The sequence below is a fragment of the Sandarakinorhabdus sp. FBCC-B8862 genome, from assembly GCF_059745315.1.
Window position 1 is genome coordinate 325851 of the sequence record NZ_CM185574.1, and the last position, 23030, is coordinate 348880.

The 23030-nt window shown below is 64.9% G+C and carries 19 protein-coding genes and 1 tRNA gene; 11 read left to right on the forward strand and 9 right to left on the reverse strand.

Annotation, left to right across the window (positions count from 1 at the left end; all coding sequences use genetic code 11):
- Positions 1–45: 45 nt before the first annotated feature.
- The gene (locus AC6BOR_RS01635) at positions 46–1224 is read left to right on the forward strand and encodes a vWA domain-containing protein (RefSeq protein ID WP_086116319.1); all 1179 of its coding nucleotides are present in this window, start codon (positions 46–48) and stop codon (positions 1222–1224) included.
- 7 nt (positions 1225–1231) lie between these two features.
- Positions 1232–2020, forward strand: a complete 789-nt coding sequence (locus tag AC6BOR_RS01640) for an enoyl-CoA hydratase/isomerase family protein (protein ID WP_498059495.1) — start codon at positions 1232–1234, stop codon at positions 2018–2020.
- Here the strand turns inward: AC6BOR_RS01640 and AC6BOR_RS01645 are convergent.
- Together AC6BOR_RS01645 and AC6BOR_RS01650 are read right to left on the reverse strand one after the other, a co-directional pair.
- The gene (locus AC6BOR_RS01645) at positions 2017–2394 is read right to left on the reverse strand and encodes a hypothetical protein (protein WP_498059496.1); all 378 of its coding nucleotides are present in this window, start codon (positions 2392–2394) and stop codon (positions 2017–2019) included. The genes AC6BOR_RS01640 and AC6BOR_RS01645 overlap by 4 nt on opposite strands.
- Before the next feature lie 108 nt (positions 2395–2502).
- Complete coding sequence (locus AC6BOR_RS01650) at positions 2503–2910, reverse strand: nuclear transport factor 2 family protein (RefSeq protein ID WP_086116322.1); 408 nt, start codon at positions 2908–2910, stop codon at positions 2503–2505.
- 134 nt (positions 2911–3044) lie between these two features.
- Between AC6BOR_RS01650 and AC6BOR_RS01655 the strand changes: the two genes are divergently transcribed.
- Complete coding sequence (locus tag AC6BOR_RS01655; protein ID WP_498059497.1) at positions 3045–4265, forward strand: cytochrome-c peroxidase; 1221 nt, start codon at positions 3045–3047, stop codon at positions 4263–4265.
- 1 nt (position 4266) lies between these two features.
- On the opposite strand, the gene AC6BOR_RS01660 is transcribed toward AC6BOR_RS01655, so the two are convergent.
- The 3 genes from AC6BOR_RS01660 to AC6BOR_RS01670 all read right to left on the reverse strand — a co-directional run bounded on the left by AC6BOR_RS01660 (position 4267) and on the right by AC6BOR_RS01670 (position 9546).
- Positions 4267–7380, reverse strand: a complete 3114-nt coding sequence (locus AC6BOR_RS01660; protein ID WP_498059498.1) for an efflux RND transporter permease subunit — start codon at positions 7378–7380, stop codon at positions 4267–4269.
- Positions 7380–8603, reverse strand: coding sequence for an efflux RND transporter periplasmic adaptor subunit (locus AC6BOR_RS01665; RefSeq protein WP_498059499.1), 1224 nt, complete (start codon positions 8601–8603; stop codon positions 7380–7382). Before AC6BOR_RS01665 ends, AC6BOR_RS01660 begins: the two co-directional genes overlap by 1 nt.
- Positions 8604–8715: 112 nt before the next feature.
- Entirely contained in the window at positions 8716–9546 is an 831-nt protein-coding gene (locus AC6BOR_RS01670; protein WP_498059500.1) for an ABC transporter permease, read from the reverse strand.
- Between the two features lie 70 nt (positions 9547–9616).
- Between AC6BOR_RS01670 and AC6BOR_RS01675 the strand changes: the two genes are divergently transcribed.
- The 3 genes from AC6BOR_RS01675 (at position 9617) to AC6BOR_RS01685 (ending at position 13273) form a co-directional block, all read left to right on the forward strand.
- Positions 9617–10165: a GcrA family cell cycle regulator gene (locus AC6BOR_RS01675; protein ID WP_498059501.1), complete on the forward strand. Its 549-nt coding sequence runs from the start codon at positions 9617–9619 to the stop codon at positions 10163–10165.
- A 70-nt stretch (positions 10166–10235) separates the two neighbouring features.
- A complete protein-coding gene (locus AC6BOR_RS01680) occupies positions 10236–11717 on the forward strand; it encodes a flavin-containing monooxygenase (RefSeq protein WP_498059502.1) in 1482 nt (493 codons plus the stop codon).
- A 14-nt stretch (positions 11718–11731) separates the two neighbouring features.
- Positions 11732–13273, forward strand: coding sequence for a serine hydrolase domain-containing protein (locus AC6BOR_RS01685; RefSeq protein WP_498059503.1), 1542 nt, complete (start codon positions 11732–11734; stop codon positions 13271–13273).
- A gap of 176 nt (positions 13274–13449) precedes the next feature.
- Here AC6BOR_RS01685 and AC6BOR_RS01690 read toward each other — a convergent pair whose 3' ends face one another.
- From AC6BOR_RS01690 to AC6BOR_RS01705, 4 genes are all read right to left on the reverse strand, one after another.
- Positions 13450–14028, reverse strand: coding sequence for an FxLYD domain-containing protein (locus AC6BOR_RS01690; RefSeq protein ID WP_498059504.1), 579 nt, complete (start codon positions 14026–14028; stop codon positions 13450–13452).
- 578 nt (positions 14029–14606) lie between these two features.
- Positions 14607–14753, reverse strand: coding sequence for a hypothetical protein (locus AC6BOR_RS01695; protein ID WP_498059505.1), 147 nt, complete (start codon positions 14751–14753; stop codon positions 14607–14609).
- A gap of 33 nt (positions 14754–14786) precedes the next feature.
- On the reverse strand, positions 14787–15116 hold the full coding sequence (locus tag AC6BOR_RS01700; RefSeq protein ID WP_498059506.1) for a hypothetical protein: 330 nt from the start codon (positions 15114–15116) through the stop codon (positions 14787–14789).
- 137 nt (positions 15117–15253) lie between these two features.
- Complete coding sequence (locus AC6BOR_RS01705) at positions 15254–16996, reverse strand: PHA/PHB synthase family protein (protein ID WP_498059507.1); 1743 nt, start codon at positions 16994–16996, stop codon at positions 15254–15256.
- A 324-nt stretch (positions 16997–17320) separates the two neighbouring features.
- On the opposite strand from AC6BOR_RS01705, the gene AC6BOR_RS01710 reads away from it, so the two are divergent.
- The 5 genes from AC6BOR_RS01710 to AC6BOR_RS01730 all read left to right on the forward strand — a co-directional run bounded on the left by AC6BOR_RS01710 (position 17321) and on the right by AC6BOR_RS01730 (position 22969).
- Positions 17321–18532: an LL-diaminopimelate aminotransferase gene (locus tag AC6BOR_RS01710; protein WP_086116331.1), complete on the forward strand. Its 1212-nt coding sequence runs from the start codon at positions 17321–17323 to the stop codon at positions 18530–18532.
- 3 nt (positions 18533–18535) lie between these two features.
- Entirely contained in the window at positions 18536–19828 is a 1293-nt protein-coding gene (locus AC6BOR_RS01715) for a homoserine dehydrogenase (protein ID WP_498059508.1), read from the forward strand.
- A gap of 70 nt (positions 19829–19898) precedes the next feature.
- The gene (gene glpX, locus AC6BOR_RS01720) at positions 19899–20879 is read left to right on the forward strand and encodes a class II fructose-bisphosphatase (protein ID WP_498059509.1); all 981 of its coding nucleotides are present in this window, start codon (positions 19899–19901) and stop codon (positions 20877–20879) included.
- Positions 20880–21033: 154 nt separating this feature from the next.
- Positions 21034–22809 carry a single-stranded-DNA-specific exonuclease RecJ gene (recJ, locus tag AC6BOR_RS01725; protein WP_498059510.1) on the forward strand — a complete coding sequence of 592 codons (1776 nt, stop codon included), beginning with the start codon at positions 21034–21036 and terminating at the stop codon, positions 22807–22809.
- 84 nt (positions 22810–22893) lie between these two features.
- Positions 22894–22969 (forward strand) — tRNA-Glu (locus tag AC6BOR_RS01730).
- Positions 22970–23030: the final 61 nt, after the last annotated feature.

Below are 23030 nucleotides of genomic sequence, written 5' to 3' on the forward strand. Positions count from 1 at the left end.
GCCAGCCCCGGGCAGCGACAGTTGCCGAACGAAAGGCCCTGACTGATGTTCCTGAATTTTCTTGAAGAGCTGCGCGCCGCGAAGATCCCGGCCTCCATGAAGGAGCATCTGATCCTGCTGGAGGCCCTGAAGAGCGATGCGATCGATTTTTCGATCACCGATTTCTATTATCTCGCCCGCGCCACCTATGTGAAGGATGAAGGCCTGCTCGACAGGTTCGACATGGTGTTTGCCAAGGTGTTCAAGGGCCTGGAGCCAACACTTGAGACAGGTGAAGCAGAGATTCCGGCCGAATGGCTCAAGGCCCTGGCCGAACTGAACCTCACGCCCGAGGAAATGGCCGAGCTCGAGAAGATGGGCTGGGACAAGCTGATGGAAACCCTCCAGAAGCGGCTGGAGGAGCAGAAGAAGCGCCACGAGGGCGGCAACAAGTGGATTGGCACGGCGGGCAAATCGCCCTTTGGGGCGCAGGGATCAAATCCGGAGGGCGTGCGCATCGGCCAGAAGGACGGGCGCAAACAGAGCGCGGTGAAGGTGTGGGACAAGCGCGAATTCAAGAACCTGGACTCGACAGTTGAGCTGGGCACCCGCAACATCAAGGTGGCGCTGCGGCGGTTGCGCCGCTTTGCCCGCGAGGGCGCGGCCGACGAACTGGACCTGGATTCGACCATCCGCGGCACCGCCAAGCAGGGCTGGCTCGACATCGTCATGCGGCCGGAACGGCACAATGCGGTGAAATTGCTGCTGATGCTGGACATCGGCGGTTCGATGGACCCGCACATCAAGCTGTGCGAGGAGCTGTTTTCGGCCGCCAAGTCGGAATTCAAGCATCTGGAATTCTTCTATTTCCACAACTGCCCCTATGAGGCGGTGTGGAAGGACAACAAGCGCCGCTGGACGGAACGCACGCCGATGATGGACGTGCTCCACAAATTTCCTCATGATTACAAGCTGGTGTTCGTCGGCGATGCGTCCATGAGCCCCTATGAGATCACCTATGCCGGCGGCAGCACCGAGCATTGGAACGAGGAGCCGGGCGAGGTGTGGCTGCGCCGGATGCTGGACATCTACCACAGCTCGATCTGGCTGAACCCGATCCCGGAGAAGCATTGGGACAATGGCCAATCCATCCGGATGATCCGCGAGATCATGACGAACCGCATGTTCCCACTGACCCTGGAAGGGCTGGACCGCGGCATGCGCGAACTGAGCCGGAAGAAGTGATTTTCCAATGACATACGAGACAATCCAGGTCGAGAAGAAGGGCGCGGTCGATTGGTTGACGCTGAACCGGCCCGAGCAGCTGAACAGCATCAACAACCAGATGGTGGCCGAACTTTCGGATTATTTCGGCCGGCTGTTTCATGCCGCTGATACCCGCATTGTCGTGATGAAGGGCGCCGGCCGGGCTTTTTGTGCGGGGCTGGATATCAAGGCGCAAGGCTCTGAAATCGCGCCCTTTGGTGGCGGTTTTGGCTTTCAGGGCTGGCTGGCGGATGTCTATGTGAAGATGCGCCGCTGCCCCCAGCCGATTGTCAGCCTGGTGCACGGGCCGGCCTGTGGTGGCGGCTTTGCCTTTGCGCTGGCCAGCGACATCCGCATCGCCGGGCAGTCGGCGCGGATGAACGCCGCCTTCATCAAGCTGGGGCTGACCAGCTGCGACATGGGTGTCTCCTATTTCCTGCCGCGTCTGGTCGGTGCCAGCCTGGCTGCCGAACTGATGATGACCGGGCGTTTCGTGGACGCAAACCGCGCTTTGGTGACCGGATTGGTCAGCCAGGTGACCGCAGATCAGGATCTGGTGGCCGCGGGCGAGGCGCTGGTGGCCGAAATGCTGGCCACCTCCCCGATTGGCCTCAGGATGACGAAAGAAGGCCTGGGTTTTGCCATCGACGCACCCAGCCTTGAGGCCGCCATTGCGATGGAAAACCGCAACCAGCTGATGGCGGCGGCGAGTGATGACTTCAAGGAAGGCCTGGCCGCGTTCCTCGAGAAGCGGCCGCCGCGCTATTCGGCCTAAACCCCCAGCCGGGCAATCAGGCCGACGGGGTCGGCGGTTTTCATGCGGTCCCAACGGGCGCGGGCCACGTCGTCGCAATAGCGGGCTTCGCCCAGATCCTGGCGGCTGACGCCTTGGCTGGCCGGTGAACCGGTGCGGACGGTGCCGGTGGCCAGTTCAACCACAGCGCGCACCGGGCCGGCACGGGTTTCGATGAGGCCACAGACGCCCGGCTGGCCGTTCGCGTCGAGGCCGGCGATGGGGGCCAGCAGCGTGGTGCCCGCATGGCCGGCGCGGGCCATCAGGGCTTCGGCGCGGCGGGCGGCCAGTTGTTCGGGCGGCAGTTCCGGCGCGCAGGCGGCGAGCGGCAAGGCGAGGAGGAGCAATCGGCGCATGGCAGGGGCGAATAGCAGAGCCGGGGCGGGACTGGCCTGTTGACACGCTGTCGCGGGATTGCCCCTCCGGCGCTGCGCGCCACCTCCCCAAACAAGTTTGGGGAGGATCTAGGCGGGTTGGCTGGCCATTTTCTGGAGCATCTCGCCCATCATCTGGTGCACCATCTGGATGGCCTTCAGCGGGCGGACCATCACCTTGAAATGCACGATCTGGCCAGCATCGTTCCAGCTGATCATGTCGATGCCGTTCACCTTGATGCCGTTGATGACATTTTCAAATTCGATGATCGCGCTCGTGTCGTTCAGCCATTGGCCGGTGTAGCGGAACCCCTCCCCGCCCAGCACCTTGTCGGCGCTGGCGAGATACTTGAACACGATCTCACGGCCGCGCTGTGGGGTGTGGACCACCGGGCTTTCGAACACGGCATCGGGGTGCAGCATGTCCCACAGAGCCTGGTGATCGGGGTTTTTCACATAGTGCTGCCAGCGGGCGAGATGATCGGCGGCGGTGGGCATGGCGGTGGCTCCTTTGCGGGCAGGTTACGCCGGTGCGGCGGGCGCGCAAGCCTGCCGCAAGCGGCAGGGCTGGCGAAAATAGTTTCAGGGGAAAGCGATTCATGGAAACGTAATATCTGCAAGGGAGAGGGCTGATGAAACATCTGACGGCGGCAAGCGCGATGGCCATGGCGATGGCGCTGGCCGGCTGCGGCGGATCAGGTGGCAGCAGCACCAGCAGCGCGACCGCGGTGGTGACGCCAACGCCCACCCCCACCCCAACGCCAACCCCCACGCCGACCGTGGCCACCCCGGCCAGCGTGTCGGCGGTGCTGGCGCTGGATTTCGCCAATCTGGTCGATTACGCGCCGGCCAACCTGCCGGCCTATTATGATGCGACGGTGACCGCGCTGGACAACACGCCGGCCGAAAATGCCCTCAACAACCGCATCGCCATGCTGGGCCGGGTGTTGTTCTATGACCGGCAGTTGAGCGTGAATGGCAGCATTTCCTGCGCGTCCTGCCATCGTCAGGCCAACAGCTTTGATGATCCCAACCGTTTTTCCACCGGTTTTTCCGGCACGGCCTTCACATCTGCCCACGCAATGCGGCTGGCCAATATCCGCTATTGGCGGCCGGGCACGATGTTCTGGGACCGCCGCGCCGCATCGGTGGAGGCGCAGGCCAGCCAGCCGATCATCAACCCCATCGAAATGGGCTGGGACAGCGCGGCGGGTGGCATCAACGCCCTGATCGCCCGGCTGCAGGGCATCGCCTATTACCAGGAGCTGTTCACCTTCGCCTTTGGCAGCCCGACCGTGACCGAAGCGCGGCTGACGCAGGCGCTGGCCCAGTTCGAACGCGCGATGATCAGCAGCAGCAGCCGGTGGGACACGGCCTATGCCGCGGTGTTCAGCGCCACCGCGCCCAACCGCAATCTGAATGCGACGCTGGCCGGCTTTTCCGATCAGGAGAATCGGGGCCGGCAATTGTTCATGACTGGCCAAGGTGGTGGCGGCGCAGGCTGTTCGGCCTGCCACGTGCCGCCCACCTTTGCGCTGGCGGCCAATTCGCAGAGCAATGGCCTCGATGCCGGCGAAACCCGCGTGTTCAAATCCCCCAGCCTCAAGAGCGTCGGCCTGTCGCGCGCGTTCATGCACGATGGCCGCTTCGCGACGCTGGCCGAGGTGGTGGAATTCTACAACAGCGGGGTGCAGGCCGGCCCGGCGCTGGACAACAGGTTGCGCGGCCCCGGCGGTGCGCCGCAGCGGCTGAACCTGAGCGCGGCCGACAAGGCCGCGCTGGTGGCGTTCATGGAAACCCTGACCGACAGCAATCTGGCGGCAGACAGCCGCTTCAGCAGCCCGTTCCGATAGGTTATTCGGCGGCTTCCGGCCGGAAGGCGGCCGCGCCGGGCAGTTCCTTGATTTCGGCCGCGCCGCGGCGGACGCGCACCCACTGCATGACGCTTTCGATGCCGAGATAGACGACCGGCGTGATGAACAGGGTGAGCACCTGGGAGACAACCAGGCCGCCCAGGACGGCGATGCCGAGCGGCTGGCGCAGTTCGGCGCCGGCACCCAGGCCAAAGGCCAGCGGCGCCGCGCCGGCCATGGCGGCAAAGGTGGTCATCATGATCGGGCGGAAGCGCTTTTCGGCGGCTTCGCGGATGGCGTGTGCCGGCGTCCAGCCATGCTCGCGCTGCCCGGCGAGAGCAAAATCGATCATCATGATGGCGTTTTTCTTCACGATGCCGATCAGCAGCACGACGCCGATGATGCCGATCACATCCAGCGGCATGTCGAACAGCCACAGGAAGGCCACTGCACCGATGCCGGCCGCCGGCAGGCCCGACAGGATGGTGATCGGGTGGACGAAGCTTTCATAGAGCACGCCCAGCACGATGTAGATGACGATGATCGCCGCCAGGAACAGGATCGGCATGGATTTGGTGCTGGCTTCGAACTGCTGGGCATTGCCGCCCAGAGCGCCCGAAACGCCCATCGGCGTACCGATCTCGGCCGAGGCCTTTTCAATGAGCGGCTTGACCTGGCTCAGCGCGATGCCGGGGGCAAGGTTGAAGCTGATGGTGACAGCGGGCAGCTGGCTCTGGTGCGAGATGGTGAGCGGCGCGCCTTCGACCCGGATGTTGGTGACGCTGGACAGCGGCACCAGGACACCGCTGCTGCCGCGCACGGTGAGCAGGCCGATGGCATCCGGGTTCATCTGGGCTGCCGGATCGATCTCCATGATGACCTGATAATCATCGGCATCGGTGTAGATGCGGCTGATCTGCTGGTTGCCATAGGCGGCCAGCAGCACGCGGCGGACGGAATCGACCGGCACGCCCAGGCGGGCGGCGGCATCGCGGTCCACTTCCACAAAGGCCTGGCGGCCACCACGCTGATAATCGCTGTTCACATCGACCATGCCGGGAATGGCGCGCATCGCCTGTTCCAGCTTGGGCGCGAAGCCGTAGAGCGCTTCCTTGTCCACCGCCGAGATGGTGTATTGATAATTGGTCGGGCTGGGCCGGCCGCCGAGATTGAGATTTTGCGGCACGTTGGGGAAGGCCGAGAAGCCGGGGACCTGGCTGACCGCCTTGCGCAGCCGGGCCTGCACCGCCTCGATGCTGTCCCGCTCGCCGCGCGGCTTCAGCGGGGCGAACATGCGGCCACGATTGGCCTCCCCGCCCAGGATGGAGTTGACCCGTTCCACCGCCGGATCCTTGCGGACGATGGCGGCGACAATATCCTGCTTCTTCTGCATTTCGCTGAAGCCGATATCGGGCGCGCCTTCGGTGCCGAAGAAGATGGAGCCGGTGTCTTCAGTGGGGAAAAAGCCCTTGGGCACCGCGATGAAGCCCCAGATGGCGACGCCGACAGAAACGACCGTGAGCACGCCGACCACCTTGCGGTGCTGCAGCGTCCAGTCGAGGCCCTTCAGATAGCGGCTGGTCAACCGGGCGAAGGCGGCGGTGGTGATGCGCGCCAGGCGGCCGGGTTCATGGTGGCCGGATTTCAACAGCCGCGCCGCGATCATCGGGATGAGGGTGAGCGACAGCACGGCCGAAACGCCGATGGCGATCGTCATGGTGACGGCGAATTCGAAGAACAGCCGGCCGATGATGCCGCCCATGAACAACAGCGGAATGAACACGGCGACCAGGCTGACCGAGATGGACAGCACGGTGAAAGCGATTTCGTTGGCGCCGGTGACGGCGGCGCTGCGCGGGTCCTCGCCATCTTCGGTGTGGCGGACGATGTTTTCGAGGACGACGATGGCATCATCGACGACGAAGCCGGTGGCCAGCGTGAGCGCCAGCAGCGAGAGATTGTCGAGGTTGAAGCCGAAGAAATACATGCCGGCAAAGGTGCCGATGGCTGCCACCGGCAGCACGATGGCCGGGATGGTGGTGGCGCGGCCGTCGCCCAGCACCAGATAGATCACGAACACCACCAGCAGCGCGGTGCCAACAAGGGTGATCTGGGCATCGAAGACGCTTTCGCGCACGCTTTCCGAACGGTCGACGATCTCTGCGATGGTGACAGATGGCGGCATGGCTTCGATGATGGCGGGCATCACGGCGCGCACGCTGTCCACCAGCTTCACCACATTGGCGCCGGGCTGGCGCGACACCGCGATGGTGAGCGCCTGTTCGCCATTGAACTTGGTGCCGCCGCGCAGCCGTTCATAGCTGCTGATGACGCTGGCGACATCGCCGACGCGCACCGGCAGGCCATCGCGGGTGGCGATGATGATGTTGGCGAAATCGGCCGGCTTTTCCATGTTGCCGGAAGCATCGAGCGTGAAGTTGCGCGGGCCGCCGGTGATGCTGCCCACCGCGATGTTGCTGTTGGCCGCCGCCACCGCCTGCCTGAGATCATCGACGGTGAGGTTGCGGGCGGCGAGCGCCTGCGGGCTGAACTGGATGCGGATGGCAAAGCGCCGATCCCCGAAGGTCTGCACCTGGCCGGCGCCCGGCAGGGTGGACAGACGCGGGATCATCAGCGTGTCAACCAGGGTCTGCAGCTCGTTCATCGCCCGTGTCTTGTCGCGCACGGACAGGATCAGCACCGGCTGGTCGGCCGGGTTGATCTTGCGGAAGCTGGGCGGGCTCGGCATTTCGGGCGGCAGCCGGCGGGTGACGGCCGACAGCACGGACTGGACATCAAGCGCGGCCGAATCAATGTCACGATCCAGCGCGAACTGCACGGTGATCTGGGTGCTGCCGGTGTTGCTGGTGGAAATCACCTGCTCGATGCCGGCGATGGTCGAAAGCTGGCGTTCGATGGGCGTTGCGACCGATGCTGCCATGGTGCCGGGGTTGGCGCCGGGCAGGCTGGCCTCGATCTGGATGGTGGGCAGGTCCACCTCTGGCAGGGCCGAAACGGCCAGTTGGCGGTATCCGAAGAAGCCGCCGAACACCACCGCCAGCGTGAGAAGGATGGTGGCGATCGGCCGTTCGACGCAGAGGCGGACAAAGCCCATCAGCCGGCGCTCCCGGTGGCGGCGGGCGGCTGGGCGGCCATCTGCGGCTTGCCCGGGCCCTTGAGCCGCACCGCATCGCCATCCTTCAACCGGGCGAGCGCATCAACCACGATCTGCTCGCCGGGCTGCACACCGCTGGCAAGATAGACCTTGCCGCCCATGCGGCCGGCCACGACGACGTCACGCATCTTGACCTTGCCGCCCGGCCCCTTGCCGCCGGCGCCCTTGCCGCCTGGGCCGCCGGCGCTGACCGACCAGACGAACGGGGCATCGCGGCCGGTCTGCACGGCGCCTTCGGGCAGGGCGATGTGCGGGCGGGGCTGGCCCAGCGGGAATTCGACGTTCACGACGGCGCCCGGCCACAGCACATCGCCTTCGTTGCGGAATTCGGCGCGGGCCGCGACGCCGCCGTTGCCGGGATCGACATTGTTGTCGAGGAAGACGAGGCGGCCTCTGGCGATTTCGCTGCCGCTTTGCGGATCGCGGGCCACCACCTTGCCGCCCCCACTCGCCAACAGGCTGCGGGCCTGCTGGACATTGGCAGCCGGCACCAGGAAGCGGACATGGATGGGCGACAGCTGGTTGATGGTGACCAGTGCCGTCGCATCGCCCTGCCGGACATTGGCGCCAAGGCGGAAGCCGAGTTCGCCGGTGCGGCCGGAAATCGGCGCAGTGACGGTGAGGAACGACAGCTGCACCTTGGCGGAATCGAGAATGGCCTGGGTGGTTTCGATGTTGCTGCGCGCCGAATAGGCATTGGCGCGGGCCAGATCGCGGGCGGCCGTGGACACAAAGCCCTTGCCGACCAGCGCCTCGGCCCGTTCATAATCAAGGCGGGCGCGGCGTTCGGCGGCAATCGCGCCCTTCACCTCGGCTTCGGCCTGGGCAACGGCAGCGCGGGCCTGGCGCGGATCAAGGCGGAACAGCACCTGGCCGGCGCGAACATTGTCCCCTTCCTTGAAGGCGATGCCGATGATCTCGCCATCGGCGCGCGGGCGCACGGCAACGCTCTGGCTTGGGGTGACGGTGCCCAGCGCGATCAGCGTGGGGGCGAATTCTTCCATGCTGGCCGTCTGCGCGGCGACCAGTTGCGGCGGGCGCTTCATGCCAGCGCCGGGGCCGGCCTTGTCGTCGCCGCCGCTGCTGCTGCAGGCAAACAGCAACAGGGAAGCCGCGCCAAGGCCGGCCAGGCGGCCAAATGGGTGAGTGGTGATCATGATCATGTCTGCCCAGACCTACGTTGTCGCGGCGGAAATCCCCCGCGCCAAAATGCGTCGCACGGTTAGTCGCTTGTTGTGCAGGCTGCAAATACGTCGTTGCCGCATGCCGAACCGGTCAGGCGCGCAATTTCCAGCCTGATTTCACCACTTTGTAACAAACCACCCACAGCACGGCATTCACCAGCGCCAGCACCAGCGCCCCCTGCAGCAGCAGCCCATCGCTGTTCCCGATGAAGCCGGAGCGGAAGCCATCGATGACATAGAAGAAGGGGTTGGCGTGGCTGAGCGTGGCCATCAGCGGGTTGACCCGATCGATGACATAGAAGGTGCCCGACAAGAGGGTGAGCGGCTGGATGACGAAGTTGGTGACGGCCGCGGCATGATCAAATTTGTCGGACCAGACACCGGTGAGGATGCCCAGCAGCGCCAGCAGGACCGACCCCATTGAGCCGAAATAGAAGACCAGCAGCGGATCCCTGATCGGCACATCGACGCCCGGGGCAAGCGCCATCGCCGTCCACACCGCAAAGCCGACCAGCCACGCGCGGGTGAGCGCACCGCCGACCCAGGCCAGCATGAGTTCACCGGCGGACAGCGGCGGCATCAGCACATCGATGATCGAGCCCTGCACCTTGGCCACCAGGATGGACGACGAGGTGTTGGCAAAGCTGTTCTGGATCATGCCCATGACGATCAGGCCGGGGCCAAGGAAATCGGCATAGGGCACGCCCAGGATCAAAGTGTTGTTGCGGCCGAGTGCCACGGCAAAGATGATCAGGAACAGCAGCGTCGTCATCGCCGGGGCCCAGATCGTTTGCAGCTGCACCTTGAAAAACCGGCGCACCTCTTTCAGATAAAGGGTCTTCAACCCCTCCCCGTTCAGCCGGGCGATCACCGGCACTCCGGGTTCCCGGAAGGGAGGCAGCTTGTTATCCGCGTGCATCATGGTTAGGGGCTTACGGTTGAACGTGCCCCCTGCCAAGAGGCTGGCGGCTTTTGTGAGGCAAAGATAATCCATGGCCTGGACCGAAGAGCGTATCGCCAAGCTGAAGCAGGGCTGGGAAGGCGGCATGACCGCGACCCAGATTGCCGAGATGCTGGGTGAAGGCGTGACCCGCAACGCCGTGATCGGCAAGGCGCACCGGCTGGGGCTGGAAAGCCGGCCGTCGCCGGTGAAGGCCGCCGCCGAGGAGGCCGCGCCGCGTCCGGCGCCCGCCCCTGCCCCGCCGCCGCGCGCCGCCGAACCGGCCGCGCCGCCGCCGCCGCGCGCGGAGGCCCCGATCCCGGCGCCGCAGCCGGCCCCCGCCCCCGTGGTGGCCAAGGCGCCGGCCAAGCCGGTGAAGGGCGGCAAGCAGACCCGCACAACCTTGCTCGATCTCAACGACAAGGTGTGCAAGTGGCCGATCGGCCATCCGGGCGAGCCGGATTTCCATTTCTGCGGCAAGGGCGTGCAGCCAGGCTTCCCTTATTGCGGGGAGCATTGCCTGGTGGCCTATCAGGCGCAGATGCCGCGCAAGGACCGGCCTCGGCCGCTGCCGCCACTCCCTGGCGCGCCGCGCCGCTGATCCTGTCGCTTTTGCCCCATTGCAGCGCCGGCACCGCCGCTTTACGTTTGCGTAAAGCGGAGAGTTGATCATGGCCGACGTTGATGTGGATGTGCTGATTGTCGGGGCCGGCCTGTCGGGCATTGGCGCTGCCGTGCAGCTGAAGCAGCAGTGCCCGTCCAAGCGCTGGGCCATCCTGGAAGGGCGCGGCGCCATTGGCGGCACCTGGGATCTGTTCCGCTATCCCGGCATCCGGTCTGATTCAGACATGTACACGCTGGGCTATCGCTTCAAGCCGTGGAAGGCGGCCAAGGCGATTGCCGACGGCCCGTCGATCCGTGCCTATATCCGCGAAACGGCCGAAGAGCATGGCATCACGCCCCACATCCGCTTCAACCACAAGGTGACGGACGCCGCGTGGGACAGCGAAACCGCCCGCTGGACGGTGACCGCCGACACGCCGCAGGGCCCGGCCACCCTCACCGCCCGCTTCCTCTACATGTGCTCCGGCTATTACAACTATGGCGAAGGCCACCGCCCGCGCTGGGAGGGTGAGGCGGACTTCGCCGGCCAGATCATCCACCCGCAATTCTGGCCCGAAGATCTCAACTATGCCGGCAAGCGCGTGGTGATCATCGGATCGGGTGCGACCGCCGTGACGCTGGTGCCGGAGATGGCCAAGCAGGCCGCCCATGTCACCATGCTGCAGCGCACGCCGACGTGGATGGTCTCCCGCCCCTCGTCCGACGCGATTGCCAATGTGCTGAAGGCGGTGCTGCCGGCGCAGATGGCGTATGACATCGTGCGCTGGAAGAATGTCACCTTCGGCCAGTGGTTCTACAAGCAGACCCGCGAAAACCCCGGCAAGGTGCGCGAGACGCTGCTGAAGCGGCTCGCCAAGCTGCTGCCGGCCGATTACGACCTCGAAACCCATTTCACCCCCGGCTATAACCCCTGGGATCAGCGGCTGTGCCTGGTGCCCGATGCCGATCTGTTCAGCGCCATCACTGCCGGCCGCGCCAGCATTGTGACCGACCAGATCGAGCGGTTCGAGGCTGGCGGCATCCGCCTCAAGTCGGGCGAACTGCTGGCCGCCGACATCATCGTGACCGCCACCGGCCTGAAGCTGGAGGCGCTGGGCGGGATGCAGGTGCGGGTGGATGGCATCCCCCGCCGCACCGCCGACAGCCTGGCCTACAAGGGCATGATGTATTCCGGCATTCCCAACATGTTCCAGAGCTTTGGCTATATCAACGCCAGCTGGACCCTGCGGTCTGATCTGATCGCCGATTATGTCTGCCGGCTGATCAACCATATGGACGCCAAGGGCGCCGAGATTGCCACGCCCACCCCGGCCGCCGATGTGGTGCCGGAACGGCTGGCGATGGATCTGGCCTCCGGCTATGTCCAGCGCGGTGCCGATGCCCTGCCCCGATCCGGCAACCGCGCGCCGTGGATGGTGACGGCCAATTACAAATATGACCGGGCCGAACTGCTCGATGGCCCGGTGGACAATGAGCTGACCCTCACGAGCGCCACCGCGCCGGCCCGGATGCTGGAAGCGGCGGAGTGATGCTCCCCTCTTCTTTGGATCGTCGCCCCGTGCTCGACACGGGGCTCGGCTTTCTTAGCGGGAACAGAAAAGCCAAGCCCCGGATCAAGTCCGGGGCGACGGGGCGTTTCGGTGGGGTTGCCCTGATCGCCGCGCTGCTGTCCACCACGGCCAGAGCACAGCCGGCTGCCGATCCCGCCACCGCCGAAGCCATCCGCCTGATCGATGCCTGGGCCGATGCGGCGCAGGTCTATGGCCGCTGGCCGGCCTACAGCATCGCCATTGGCCACAAGGACAGGCTGGTCTGGTCCAGGGGCTATGGCCATGTCGATGCCGCGAAGAAGGTGCCGGCGCGCGGCGACACCATCTATTCGATCTGCTCCATCTCCAAGCTGTTCACCGCGGTCGCCGTGATGCAGCAGTGGGAGGCCGGCAGGCTGCGGCTGGATGAGCCCGTCACCACCTATCTGCCCTGGGCCGCCCACAAGCCCGATGGCCGCGATTCCATCCCCGTCACCCTGCGCGGCCTGCTCACCCATTCGGCCGGCGTGCAGCGGGACAGTGACACCGGCAACTGGACGCCGCCCGATTTCCCCTTCCCCACCCGGGAACATCTGCAGGCCGAAATGGGCCAGCACAACGCGCTCTATCCGGCCGGCCGCGTCTATCAATACAGCAACATCGGCGTCACCCTGGCCGGCGAAGCCGCAGCCGCCGTGGCGGGCCGCGATTATGCCGGGCTGGTGACCAGCGGCATCCTGCAGCCCCTCGGCCTCAACGACACCCGGCCCTTCCACCCCTATGCCCTGATCGGCACCCGCATGGCGGTGGGCTGGAGCCCGCTGAAGCGCGACGGCAGCCGCACGCTCCTCAATCGCTTTGATGCCAGGGCCATCACCCCCGCCGCCGGCTTCACCAGCACCGCGGAAGACCTGGTGCGCTTCGGCCTTTGGCAGATCGGCCTGCTCGCACAGGAAACCGCGCCCGCCACCCCCGGCGTCCTCAAACCCAGCACCCTCCGGGAAATGCAGCGCATCCAGTTCGTCGACAAGATGAACGGCGGCAGCTGGGGCCTGGGCTTCTTCAACGAAGACGCCGACGATGGCCATTATATCGGCCACGACGGCAGCTGCCCCGGTTATCACACCACCATCCTGATCCGGCCCGACAGCGAAAACGCCGTGGCGGTGATGACCACCGACAATCACGAAGTGTGGGGCGACACCGTCCAGGTGCACAAGCTGCTCGACGCCCGCCGCAGCCACAGCTTCAAATCCCCCGCCCCCGTCACCCTGCCGCTGGAAGACTATGCCGGCCGCTACACCACCGGCACGTGGGACAATGAAACCATCATCCTCCCCTGGAACGGCGGCCTCGTCACCCTCTCCCTCCCCGATCCCGAACCGGCTGGGCATTTGAGCTACCTCAAACCCACCGCCCCCGACCGCTTCCGCCGCATCGCCCCCGACGGCAGCGAGATGCACGAAGTGGAATTCCGCCGCGACGCCTCCGGCCGGGTGGTGGAAAAGGTGGAGTTCTTCCAACGCTCGGTGCGGGATACGGGGGCGGCCAAGTAAGAGGGGCTTCCGGCGGGCAGGGGCTGAGCCCCTGCACCCATTCGTTTCAGGGCAACCCCCTTCCCCCGTCACCCCGGACTTGATCCGGGGTCCCGCTTAATTGGCAATAGTGGGGTAAAGTGCGGGCGGATTGCAAGAACTGCACCTATTTGAGCTTGGCAAGATCAACTTTTTGATCAATCTGAAAACCTAACAGAAACAACGGAGACATTGGCAGTATCTTCGGTTCCGTAATAGTCAGCAAATGACTCGTCGTTTCTAATTCCACTAGGCGGAATAGCATTCACGTAACTCGACCTCGTAGTCAATAGTTTTCCGGTTTTATCAAATGAGGAAAACTGAATTTCTACTGACTCAATAGGACGATCAGTTTTGTTCTTCACAGATACTCTCCACTTTATTGTCCCACTAGTTCCAAAGTCAGGACCTGCTGACCAACTCCAGTCGGCAATTTCAACTGATGAGATATTTGAAGCAGAGTCTCCACGAATGTTTGACATTTGATTACTCGCCGAAAACAGAACCAATACCGCACCTCCCACCACTACAGGAGCAAGCCATCTTGGATTTTCTTTCCGAAAAATGCTGATAACACCACAAGTCGCAACCAACAACAGCGGCATAGTCACTAAAATTAAAGGAGAGAAGAGTGCGAATAAGAGCGCCAAGCCGCCTACCGCAGCAAACACTGGACTTCTCTTTGCGTCCACAACACCATCTTCTGACATACTCTTTGCTCCAAAATTCCCAAGCATGCTAGCCGCCCATATTGGCATATGTCAAATGCATGCGTCTGCACCCCATTCCTTGACATTGCCAATTGCCTGATTTTCACGACTGCGCACTATAGACCACTAAATTCGCTACTTCACATGCACCCCGGCGCATCCTAGGTGGCCTTTTAGGGCACCTTTTCCGGCACACGCGTTCTCACCTAGCCGCCGGAGCGTGGGATCAACCAAACGATCCAGTCGGGTCACCACCTGCCCCTTGTCTCGGCCACGCTGGTGAGGAAAGCGGCTCCGGGTGCGACGCAGGACAGACCGGCCGCACCGTTGCCGCCCGGACGGACAAGCTACTCCGGGCCGGAGCCTTCCCGGTGCGATTGATCCCGACTGCTGCAGCAGCGCTCAATCCCCACGTCCGCAACGACACCGGGCAGTCTGGATAGTGGATTTCGCGCTTCCATCGCAAGGGGAAGCAGGAGGGCGGATCGTGTCCGAGGTTGGCTGCGCCAGGCGCGTTGCAATCTCTGCGACAGGCGATTGCCACAAAAAAGCGGGTGCCCGGTCTCAGACCGGACACCCGCCCTCATGCTTCGTTCAATTGCGTGTCAGCAGCAGCTCATGGCCGCATCACAGCAAGCGAGAACGAGGTCGCAGCAGGACATTGCCAGATGAGCAACCTGTTCCGGTGCAGCGGCGAAGGCTGCGGAGCTGGAACCAAGCAACACGGCTGCGGCGATGATGTACTTCTTCATGTTGAAATCTCCGTTGATGTTGAATTGCAGCGATCAGCGGAACAGTCGCGGAGGTGGCGGCTCCGGGCCGATGGTCACCAGAGGCGGGACGCTCACGAGCAACGCCTCATAGGAGACGGACGAGATACCGGGCGGAACCGGCGAAACCGCGCTGGCGGCCGGCAGGGACTGGCACAGGGTGAGGCAAGCGATCTGGCACGGCTGCCGTTCATGGTCGCCGCAGCCTCCGCAATCGCCATTATCTGCCTGCATCGCAGCCATGGGCGTGCAGCCAGCGACCGCATTCGCGGTTTCAAGCGGCAGCAGCGCAACAAGGATGGCCGCAAGCATGAGGAACAGGCGTTGAATCACGGTTGCGATCATAGTGGTGCATTCGTTTGGATCAACGTGATTGTTACACGGTGGAAACCAAGGACAGCGTCAGCCGAGTGGGCCACTCCAAAACAAACGGGTGCAGGGACTGCGTCCCTGCCCGCCGGAGGCCCCATTTCCTTCCCCCCTCAAATCCGCTCCTTCACATACGCCCCCGGCGCATCCTCGATCGCCGTGTACGCCCCCTTCCCCGGCACGCGCGGTTTCACCTGCTTGCCAGAGCGCGGGGCGAGCCAGGCGATCCAGTCGGGCCACCAGCTGCCCTTGGTTTCCTTGGCGCCGGCGATGAAGGCGTCCAGGGTGTCGGCTTTGGTGTCGTTGGTCCAATATTGATATTTGCCGGAGGATGGTGGGTTGACGACGCCGGCGATGTGCCCGCTGCCGGCGAGGACGAAGCGGGTTTCGCCGGTGAAGGCGTGGGTGAGTTTGAAGGCTGACCGGGCCGGGGCGATATGGTCTTCGCGGCCGCCCTGGATGTAGCTGGGGGTGGTGACGGTGGCGAGGTTTACGGGGGTGCCGGCGATGGTCATGCCGCCGGGCTTGGCGAGCAGGTTCTGGCGGTACATCTGGTCGAGATAGTCCCGGTGCCAGCGGGCGGGGACGTTGGTGGCGTCGGAGTTCCAGTAGAGCAGGTCGAAGGGGAAATAGTCTTTGCCCAGCATGTAGTTGTTGACGACATAGTTCCAGATCAGATCGTTGGAGCGCAGCAGGTTGAAGCTGGTGGCCATGTAGCGGCCGTCGAGCACGGGTTTGCCGCTGGTGAGTGTGTCGATGGTGTCGAGGCTGGCATCGTCGACGAAGAGTTTGAGTTCGCCGGCGTCGCTGAAATCGACCTGGGCGGTAAAGAAGGTGGCGGTGGCGACCTTTTCGGCCTGCCCGCGGGCGGTGAGGACGGCGAGTGCGGCGGCGAGCGTGGTTCCGGCGACGCAATAGCCGATGGTGTGGACGGAGGGCACGGCGCAGATCTGGCGGACCAGATCGATGGCGGTGAACATGCCTTCTTCGACATAGGTGTCGATGGTGGCGTCGGCCAGGGTTTCGTCGGCATTTTTCCAGCTGACGACGAAGACGGTGAGGCCTTGCGCGACGGCCCAGCGAATGAAGCTTTTTTCGGCGGTGAGATCGAGGATGTAATATTTGTTGATCCACGGCGGGAAGATCAGCAGCGGGGTGGCGAACACCGTCTCGGTGCTGGGGGCATATTGGATCAGCTGGAACAGGCGGTTCTGGAAGACGATTTTGCCCGGTGTGATGGCGACGTTGCGGCCGACTTCGAAGGCGTTTTCATCGGTCATCCGCATGCGGCCGGCGGAAAGATCGGCGAGCAGATGTTCGAGGCCCTTGATGAGGTTGGCGCCGCCGGTTTCGGCGGTTCTGGCCAGCACTTCGGGATTGGTGGCGAGGAAGTTGGCGGGGCTCATCGCATCGATGAACTGCTTGATGAGGAATTGCGCCTTGGCCTGTTCGGCGGCGTCGAGCCCATCCAACTGGCCGGCGGCCTGCATGATGTGGCTGGCGGTGAGCAGGTAGGATTGGCGGAGGAAATCGAAGGCGGGGTTTTCGGCCCAGGCTTTCCCGGCGAAGCGCTTGTCCTTGATCTGGGCCGGTTCGGCATTGGGGGTGAGGAAGCGCTGCCACAGATCGAGCGCTTCGGTGAGATAGCGTTGATGCTGCTCCATCAGGCGGGCGGGATCGGCGAGCATGGCGCTCCACGCCTTGGCCCAGGTGGACATGACGCCGAGCGGATCGGGCACCAGCGGCGGGGCGGCATGCTCCTTCGTCCAGAATTCCAGCATCATCTGCTGGCCCTTGCCCATCAGATCGGTGAGCTGCTGAAAGCTTTGCTGGGCCTGTTCGGCGGGATCGGACATGGTTTCGCGCTCCTGATGGCCTGTTGTGCCCTTGAAGCGCGGGCTTTGCCAAGCCCGGCCTTTTGGGTTATGGCCGCCAAGCCGGCGATGGGCCGGCGTGGAGAGACGTGTGCGCCAGCAGGCGACCATTGCAGCCATCATGGCCGGCGCAGCAGCAGCTGCCGCCGCGATTGCCGCTGCCGCCGGCGCGCCGCCACCGACCTGAGGGATAGAGCAAGAATCAAACCCTCTCACCGGCGGCGGCGAAACAAAGATGTTTCTCCGCCGCTTTTCTTTTGCCCGATCACTGCCTAAGGCAGCATCACCAACCCAACGGAACTGGCCATGCAGGACGAATTTTACCGCATCAAACGCTTGCCGCCCTATGTGATTGCGGAAGTGAACGCCATGCGGGCCGCCGCCCGGGCGCGCGGGGAGGACATTATCGACCTGGGCATGGGCAATCCCGATCTGCCGCCGCCGCCGCATGTGATCGCCAAGCTGGCCGAGGTGGCGGCCAAGCCGGATGCGCATGGTTACAGCGCGTCGAAGGGGATTCCGGGGCTGCGGCGGGCGCAGGCGGCTTATTATGACCGACGGTTCGGGGTTGATCTTGATCCCGATACGGAAGTGGTGGTGACGCTGGGTTCCAAGGAAGGCCTGGCCAATCTGGCGCAGGCGATCACCGCGCCGGGCGATGTGGTGCTGGCGCCCAACCCGTCTTATCCCATTCACACCTTTGGCTTCATCATTGCCGGCGCGACCATCCGCAGCGTGCCGACGACGCCTGACGAGCGTTATTTCGAAGCGCTGGAGCGGGCGGTGCGCTTCACCGTGCCGCGCCCCAGCGTGCTGGTGATGGGATACCCCAGCAACCCGACCGCCGAGGTGGCCGATCTCGCCTTTTACGAGCGGGTGGTGGCGTTTGCGAAGAAGCACAATATCTGGGTGCTTTCGGATCTCGCTTATTCCGAGATTTATTTCGATGGCCAGCCCACCCCGTCGATCCTGCAGGTGCCGGGGGCGAAGGATGTGGCGATCGAGTTCACTTCATTGTCGAAATCCTATTCCATGGCGGGCTGGCGCATCGGCTTTGCGGTGGGCAACAAGACGCTGATTTCGGCACTGACGCGGGTGAAATCCTATCTGGATTATGGCGCGTTCACGCCGATCCAGGCGGCGGCGGTGGCGGCGCTGAATGGCCCGCAGGATATCGTGGCGCAGAACCGCGCGCTCTATCACCGGCGGCGCGATGTGCTGGTGGAAAGCTTTGGCCGCGCCGGGTGGGAAATTCCGGCGCCGCGGGCCAGCATGTTTGCCTGGGCGCCGCTGCCGCCGGCGCTGGCGCATCTGGGCAGCCTGGAATTTTCCAAGCAACTGCTCACCGAAGCCGGCGTGGCGGTGGCGCCGGGCGTTGGCTATGGCGAGGATGGCGAGGGCTTTGTGCGCATCGCGCTGGTGGAAAATGAGCAGCGGCTGCGCCAGGCGGCGCGAAATATCCGCAAATATCTGCAATCGATGGGCGTGAACACGCCATCGGTGAAGGCGGGGGGCTAAGCCATGGCAAGCGCACTTCGCATCGGGATCGCCGGGCTGGGCAATGTGGGCGCCGGCGTGGTGAAGATATTGGCGCAGAACGCCGATCTGGTGGCGCGGCGGGCCGGGCGGCCGATCGTGGTGACGGCGGTGAGCGCGCGGGATCGCAACCGGGATCGCGGCATCAGCCTGGATGGCATCGCCTGGGTGGATGATGCCGCCGAACTCGCCACCCGCGATGATGTGGATGTGGTGGTGGAATTGATCGGCGGATCGGATGGCCCGGCGTTGACGCTGGCCCGCCGCACGCTGGGCGCGGCCAAGCCGCTGGTGACGGCCAACAAGGCGATGCTGGCGCATCATGGCCTGGAACTGGCACAGATGGCGGAAGCGGCAGACCTGCCGCTGAAATATGAAGCGGCGGTGGCCGGCGGCATTCCGGTGATCAAGGGGATTTCGGAAGGCAGCGCCGCCAACCGGATCACCCGCGTTTATGGCCTGATGAACGGCACCTGCAATTATATCCTGTCGCGCATGGAAGCCGAAGGCCTGGGCTTTGCCGAGGTGTTGGCCGATGCCCAGGCGTTGGGCTTTGCCGAGGCGGACCCGAGTTTCGACATTGATGGCATCGACACGGCGCACAAATTGTCGATCCTGGCGGCGCTGGCCTTTGGCGCGCGCATCGATTTTGCCGGCGTGGCTTGCACCGGCATCCGCGCCATCGAAAGCGCCGATATCGCCCAGGCCGCCGCGCTGGGTTTCCGCATCAAGCTGGTGGGCCTGGCGGAAGCCGAAGATGGCCGGCTGTTCCAACGCGTGCACCCGGCGCTGGTGCCGATGGCGCATCCGGTGGCGACCACGATGGGCAGTCTGAACGCCGTGGTGGTGGAAGGCGATTTCGTTGGCCGGCTGTTCTTCCAGGGGCGCGGTGCCGGCGAAGGGCCGACGGCGAGCGCGGTGGTGGCCGATCTGGTCGATATCGCGCGCGGTGATGTGCGCCCGCCCTTCGTGATGCCGGTGGCCGATCTGGCCGCCCTGCCCCGCGCCGATGCGGCCGGCCGGCGCGGGCGTTATTATCTGCGCCTGAACGTGGCGGATCGCGCCGGTGTGCTCGCGGAGCTGACGGCGGCGCTGCGCGATTGCGGGGTTTCCATCGAAAGCCTGGTGCAGCGCGGCACGTCGAGCAGCGGCGATGCCATGGTGGTGATGGTCACCCACGAAGCCCGCGAAGCCGATGTGGTGGACAGTCTGGCCCGCATGGCCGCCTCCCCATCGGTGGTGGGGCAGCCGGTGATGATGCACATACTGGATTTTTGACGCCTTTCGCGCGTGGCGTGGCGGGCGTAAGGCTGTGCGCCATTGATTCGGATTACGGGGTGGACAGAAAATGACGGCTCCCAGCCATGTGCTTGATCGCGTGCTTGTGCTCGAAATGGTGCGGGTCACCGAATATGCCGCGATTGGCGCATCAAAGCTGATCGGGCGGGGCAACGAGAAGGCCGCCGATGCCGCCGCCGTGGAAGCGATGCGCAACGCGCTGAACCAGCTGGATTTTGACGGCACGGTGGTGATCGGCGAAGGCGAGCGTGACGAGGCGCCGATGCTGTTCATCGGTGAGAAGGTGGGCAAGGCCATCGGCACCGGCCCGCGCATCGATATCGCGCTCGATCCGCTGGAAGGCACCACCATCACCGCCAAGGCCGGGCCCAACGCGCTGGCCGTGCTGGCCATCGCCGAAGAGGGCGGGCTGTTGAATGCGCCCGATGTCTATATGGACAAGCTGGCGGTTGGCCCCGGCTATCCCGAAGGCATCATCAGCCTGGACAAGACGCCGACTCAGAATGTCGAGGCGGTGGCGGCGGCCAAGGGTGTGCACCCGTCTGACATCATTGTCTGCGTGCTCGACCGGCCGCGCCACGAAAGCCTGATTGCCGAGCTGCGCGCGCTGGGCTGCGGCATCATGCTGATCCCCGATGGCGATGTCGCCGGCGTGATCGCCACCACCGATCCCGAGACCGGCATTGATCTCTACATGGGTTCGGGCGGGGCGCCGGAAGGCGTGCTGGCGGCGGCCGCGCTGCGCTGCGTGGGCGGGCAGATGCAGGGGCGGCTGTTGTTCCGCAACGATGATGAACGCGGCCGTGCCCGCCGCTGGGGCATCACCGATCTTGATCGCATCTATGGCCTGGAAGACATGGCCAAGGGCGATTGCATCTTTGCCGCCACCGGCGTCACCGATGGCTCCCTGCTGAAGGGGGTGAAGCGGCGCAAGAATGGCGTGATCACCACCGAAACCATCGTAATGCGTGCCTCCACCGGCACCGTGCGCCGGGTGAGCGGCGAACATCGCGCCGTGCGGCATCCGTAACGGCCCCTCCGTCGCCCTGCGGGCGCCACCTCCCCAAACAAGTTTGGGGAGCATCTTGTCTCATTCCTCCCCAAACTTGTTTGGGGAGGTGCCGAGCAGAACGAGGCGGAGGGGCAACTTGCGCCGGGCCGTTCCACAGTGGATGAAGGACGCCATGGACTCCCCCCGCCCCGTCTTCGGCATCAGCACCTCCCTCACCGGCCAGCGTTGGGCCTGGCGGGGGGGCTTGCCGCCGGGGAATGGGCTGGATGGGCGGGGCGATGATGAGCTGCTGCACCATCTGTTCCGCACGCGCGGCGGCGAACCGGCGGATTTTGCCCGGCTGAAGGCGCCGACACTGCGCGACTGGCTGCCCGATCCGTCGATCTTTGCCGATATGGACCGCGCCGCCGAGCGGCTCGCCGAGGCGCTGGCGCGGGACGAGATGATCGTTGTTTACGGCGATTATGATGTGGATGGCGCCACATCGGCCGCCGTGCTGATCCGGTACCTGCGCAGCTGTGGCGGCAAGGTCGGCCATTATATCCCCGACCGGCTGCTGGAAGGCTATGGCCCGTCGGCGGAGGCGCTGGTGGCATTGAAACAGGCTGGCGCCGACCTGGTGGTGACGGTGGATTGCGGCACGCAAGGCTTTGCCGCGCTGGAAGCCGCCAGGGCCGCCGGACTGGATGTGATCGTGGTGGATCACCACAAGGCCAGCACCGCCCTGCCCCCGGCGGTCGCACTGGTGAACCCCAACCGGCTGGATGAAGCCGCCGATGCGGCGCAATTTGGCCATCTGGCGGCCGTGGGCATGGCCTTTCTGCTTGCCGTCGCCCTGAACCGGCTGCTGCGCGCGAGGGGCTGGTTTGCCCACCGGGATGAACCCAATCTGATGGCGCTGATCGATCTGGTGGCGCTGGGCACGGTGGCCGATGTGGCGGCGCTCCGGGGCCTCAACCGCGCCTTTGTCACCCAGGGGCTGAAGGTGATGGCGCGGCGGGAGAATATCGGCATGGCGGCGCTCGCCGATGCCGCCCGGCTCAATCGCGCGCCGGTCGCCCGCGATCTGGGCTTTGCGCTGGGGCCGCGGGTGAATGCCGGCGGGCGCGTGGGCCAGGCCGATCTCGGCGTGCGGTTGCTCACCACCCATGATGCCGCCGAAGCCGCCGAGATTGCTGCCCGGTTGGACCAGTTGAACCAGGAACGCCGCGCCATCGAACAGGCGGTGACCGATGCGGCGCTGGCCACCGCCACACCGGCGCCGGGCTGCACCCTGGTGGCGGGGGAAGGCTGGCACCCCGGCGTGATCGGCATTGTCGCCAGCCGGCTGAAGGAGCGGCTGGGCCGTCCGGCGATCGTGATCGCCATTCAGGAGGATGGCACCGCCAAGGGGTCCGGCCGGTCGATCACCGGCGTTGATCTGGGCGCGGCGGTGCTGGCGGCTGCCGATCATGGCCTGCTGATCGCCGGGGGCGGCCATGCCATGGCGGCGGGGCTGACGGTGGCGGCCGACCGGATTGGCGCGCTGGATGAATTTTTGAACGATCGCATGGCGGCCGCGGTGGCGGCAGCCACGGCCGAACGCAGCCTGTCGATCGATGTTGCCGTGGCGCCGCGCGGGCTGAATGCCGGGCTGGTGGATGTGCTGGAAACGGCTGGGCCTTATGGCCAGGGCTGGCCGGCGCCGCGCGTTGCCGCCGGGCCGTTCCAGATCGTGGACAGCCGGATTGTGGGCGACAATCACCTGCGGCTGCAACTGGCTGGCGCGGATGGCGGGCGCATCAAGGCGATGGCCTGGCGGCAGGGCGACAGCGAGATGGGCGCCCTCTTGCAGGGCGCGCGTGGTCGGCCGATCCATGTCGCCGGCCGAGTGAAACGCGACGATTGGACCGGCGGCAACGCCGTGGAACTGGAGCTGGACGACGCCGCCTTTGCCGATGGCCGCTGAGGGAGGGCGATTTTTCCACAGTTTCCAGCAAAATGCTGGTTGACGCGGCGGCCCCATGCCAATAACAGGCGGCCTCTCGCTGCTGGTCCCTTCGTCTAGCGGTCTAGGACGTCGCCCTTTCACGGCGAAAACACGGGTTCGAGTCCCGTAGGGATCACCATCTTGAAAAGGCCGGAACCTTCGGGTTCCGGCCTTTTTCGTTGATGGTTTTGGCCTTGCCG

Coding starts and splice junctions, on each gene's coding strand:
- AC6BOR_RS01635 (WP_086116319.1), top strand. CDS start 46: ATGTTCCTGAATTTTCTTGAAGAGCTGCGCGCCGCGAAGATCCCGGCC.
- AC6BOR_RS01640 (WP_498059495.1), top strand. CDS start 1,232: ATGACATACGAGACAATCCAGGTCGAGAAGAAGGGCGCGGTCGATTGG.
- AC6BOR_RS01645 (WP_498059496.1), bottom strand. CDS start 2,394: ATGCGCCGATTGCTCCTCCTCGCCTTGCCGCTCGCCGCCTGCGCGCCG.
- AC6BOR_RS01650 (WP_086116322.1), bottom strand. CDS start 2,910: ATGCCCACCGCCGCCGATCATCTCGCCCGCTGGCAGCACTATGTGAAA.
- AC6BOR_RS01655 (WP_498059497.1), top strand. CDS start 3,045: ATGAAACATCTGACGGCGGCAAGCGCGATGGCCATGGCGATGGCGCTG.
- AC6BOR_RS01660 (WP_498059498.1), bottom strand. CDS start 7,380: ATGGGCTTTGTCCGCCTCTGCGTCGAACGGCCGATCGCCACCATCCTT.
- AC6BOR_RS01665 (WP_498059499.1), bottom strand. CDS start 8,603: ATGATCATGATCACCACTCACCCATTTGGCCGCCTGGCCGGCCTTGGC.
- AC6BOR_RS01670 (WP_498059500.1), bottom strand. CDS start 9,546: ATGATGCACGCGGATAACAAGCTGCCTCCCTTCCGGGAACCCGGAGTG.
- AC6BOR_RS01675 (WP_498059501.1), top strand. CDS start 9,617: ATGGCCTGGACCGAAGAGCGTATCGCCAAGCTGAAGCAGGGCTGGGAA.
- AC6BOR_RS01680 (WP_498059502.1), top strand. CDS start 10,236: ATGGCCGACGTTGATGTGGATGTGCTGATTGTCGGGGCCGGCCTGTCG.
- AC6BOR_RS01690 (WP_498059504.1), bottom strand. CDS start 14,028: ATGCTTGGGAATTTTGGAGCAAAGAGTATGTCAGAAGATGGTGTTGTG.
- AC6BOR_RS01695 (WP_498059505.1), bottom strand. CDS start 14,753: ATGAAGAAGTACATCATCGCCGCAGCCGTGTTGCTTGGTTCCAGCTCC.
- AC6BOR_RS01700 (WP_498059506.1), bottom strand. CDS start 15,116: ATGATCGCAACCGTGATTCAACGCCTGTTCCTCATGCTTGCGGCCATC.
- AC6BOR_RS01705 (WP_498059507.1), bottom strand. CDS start 16,996: ATGTCCGATCCCGCCGAACAGGCCCAGCAAAGCTTTCAGCAGCTCACC.
- AC6BOR_RS01710 (WP_086116331.1), top strand. CDS start 17,321: ATGCAGGACGAATTTTACCGCATCAAACGCTTGCCGCCCTATGTGATT.
- AC6BOR_RS01715 (WP_498059508.1), top strand. CDS start 18,536: ATGGCAAGCGCACTTCGCATCGGGATCGCCGGGCTGGGCAATGTGGGC.
- glpX (WP_498059509.1), top strand. CDS start 19,899: ATGACGGCTCCCAGCCATGTGCTTGATCGCGTGCTTGTGCTCGAAATG.
- recJ (WP_498059510.1), top strand. CDS start 21,034: ATGGACTCCCCCCGCCCCGTCTTCGGCATCAGCACCTCCCTCACCGGC.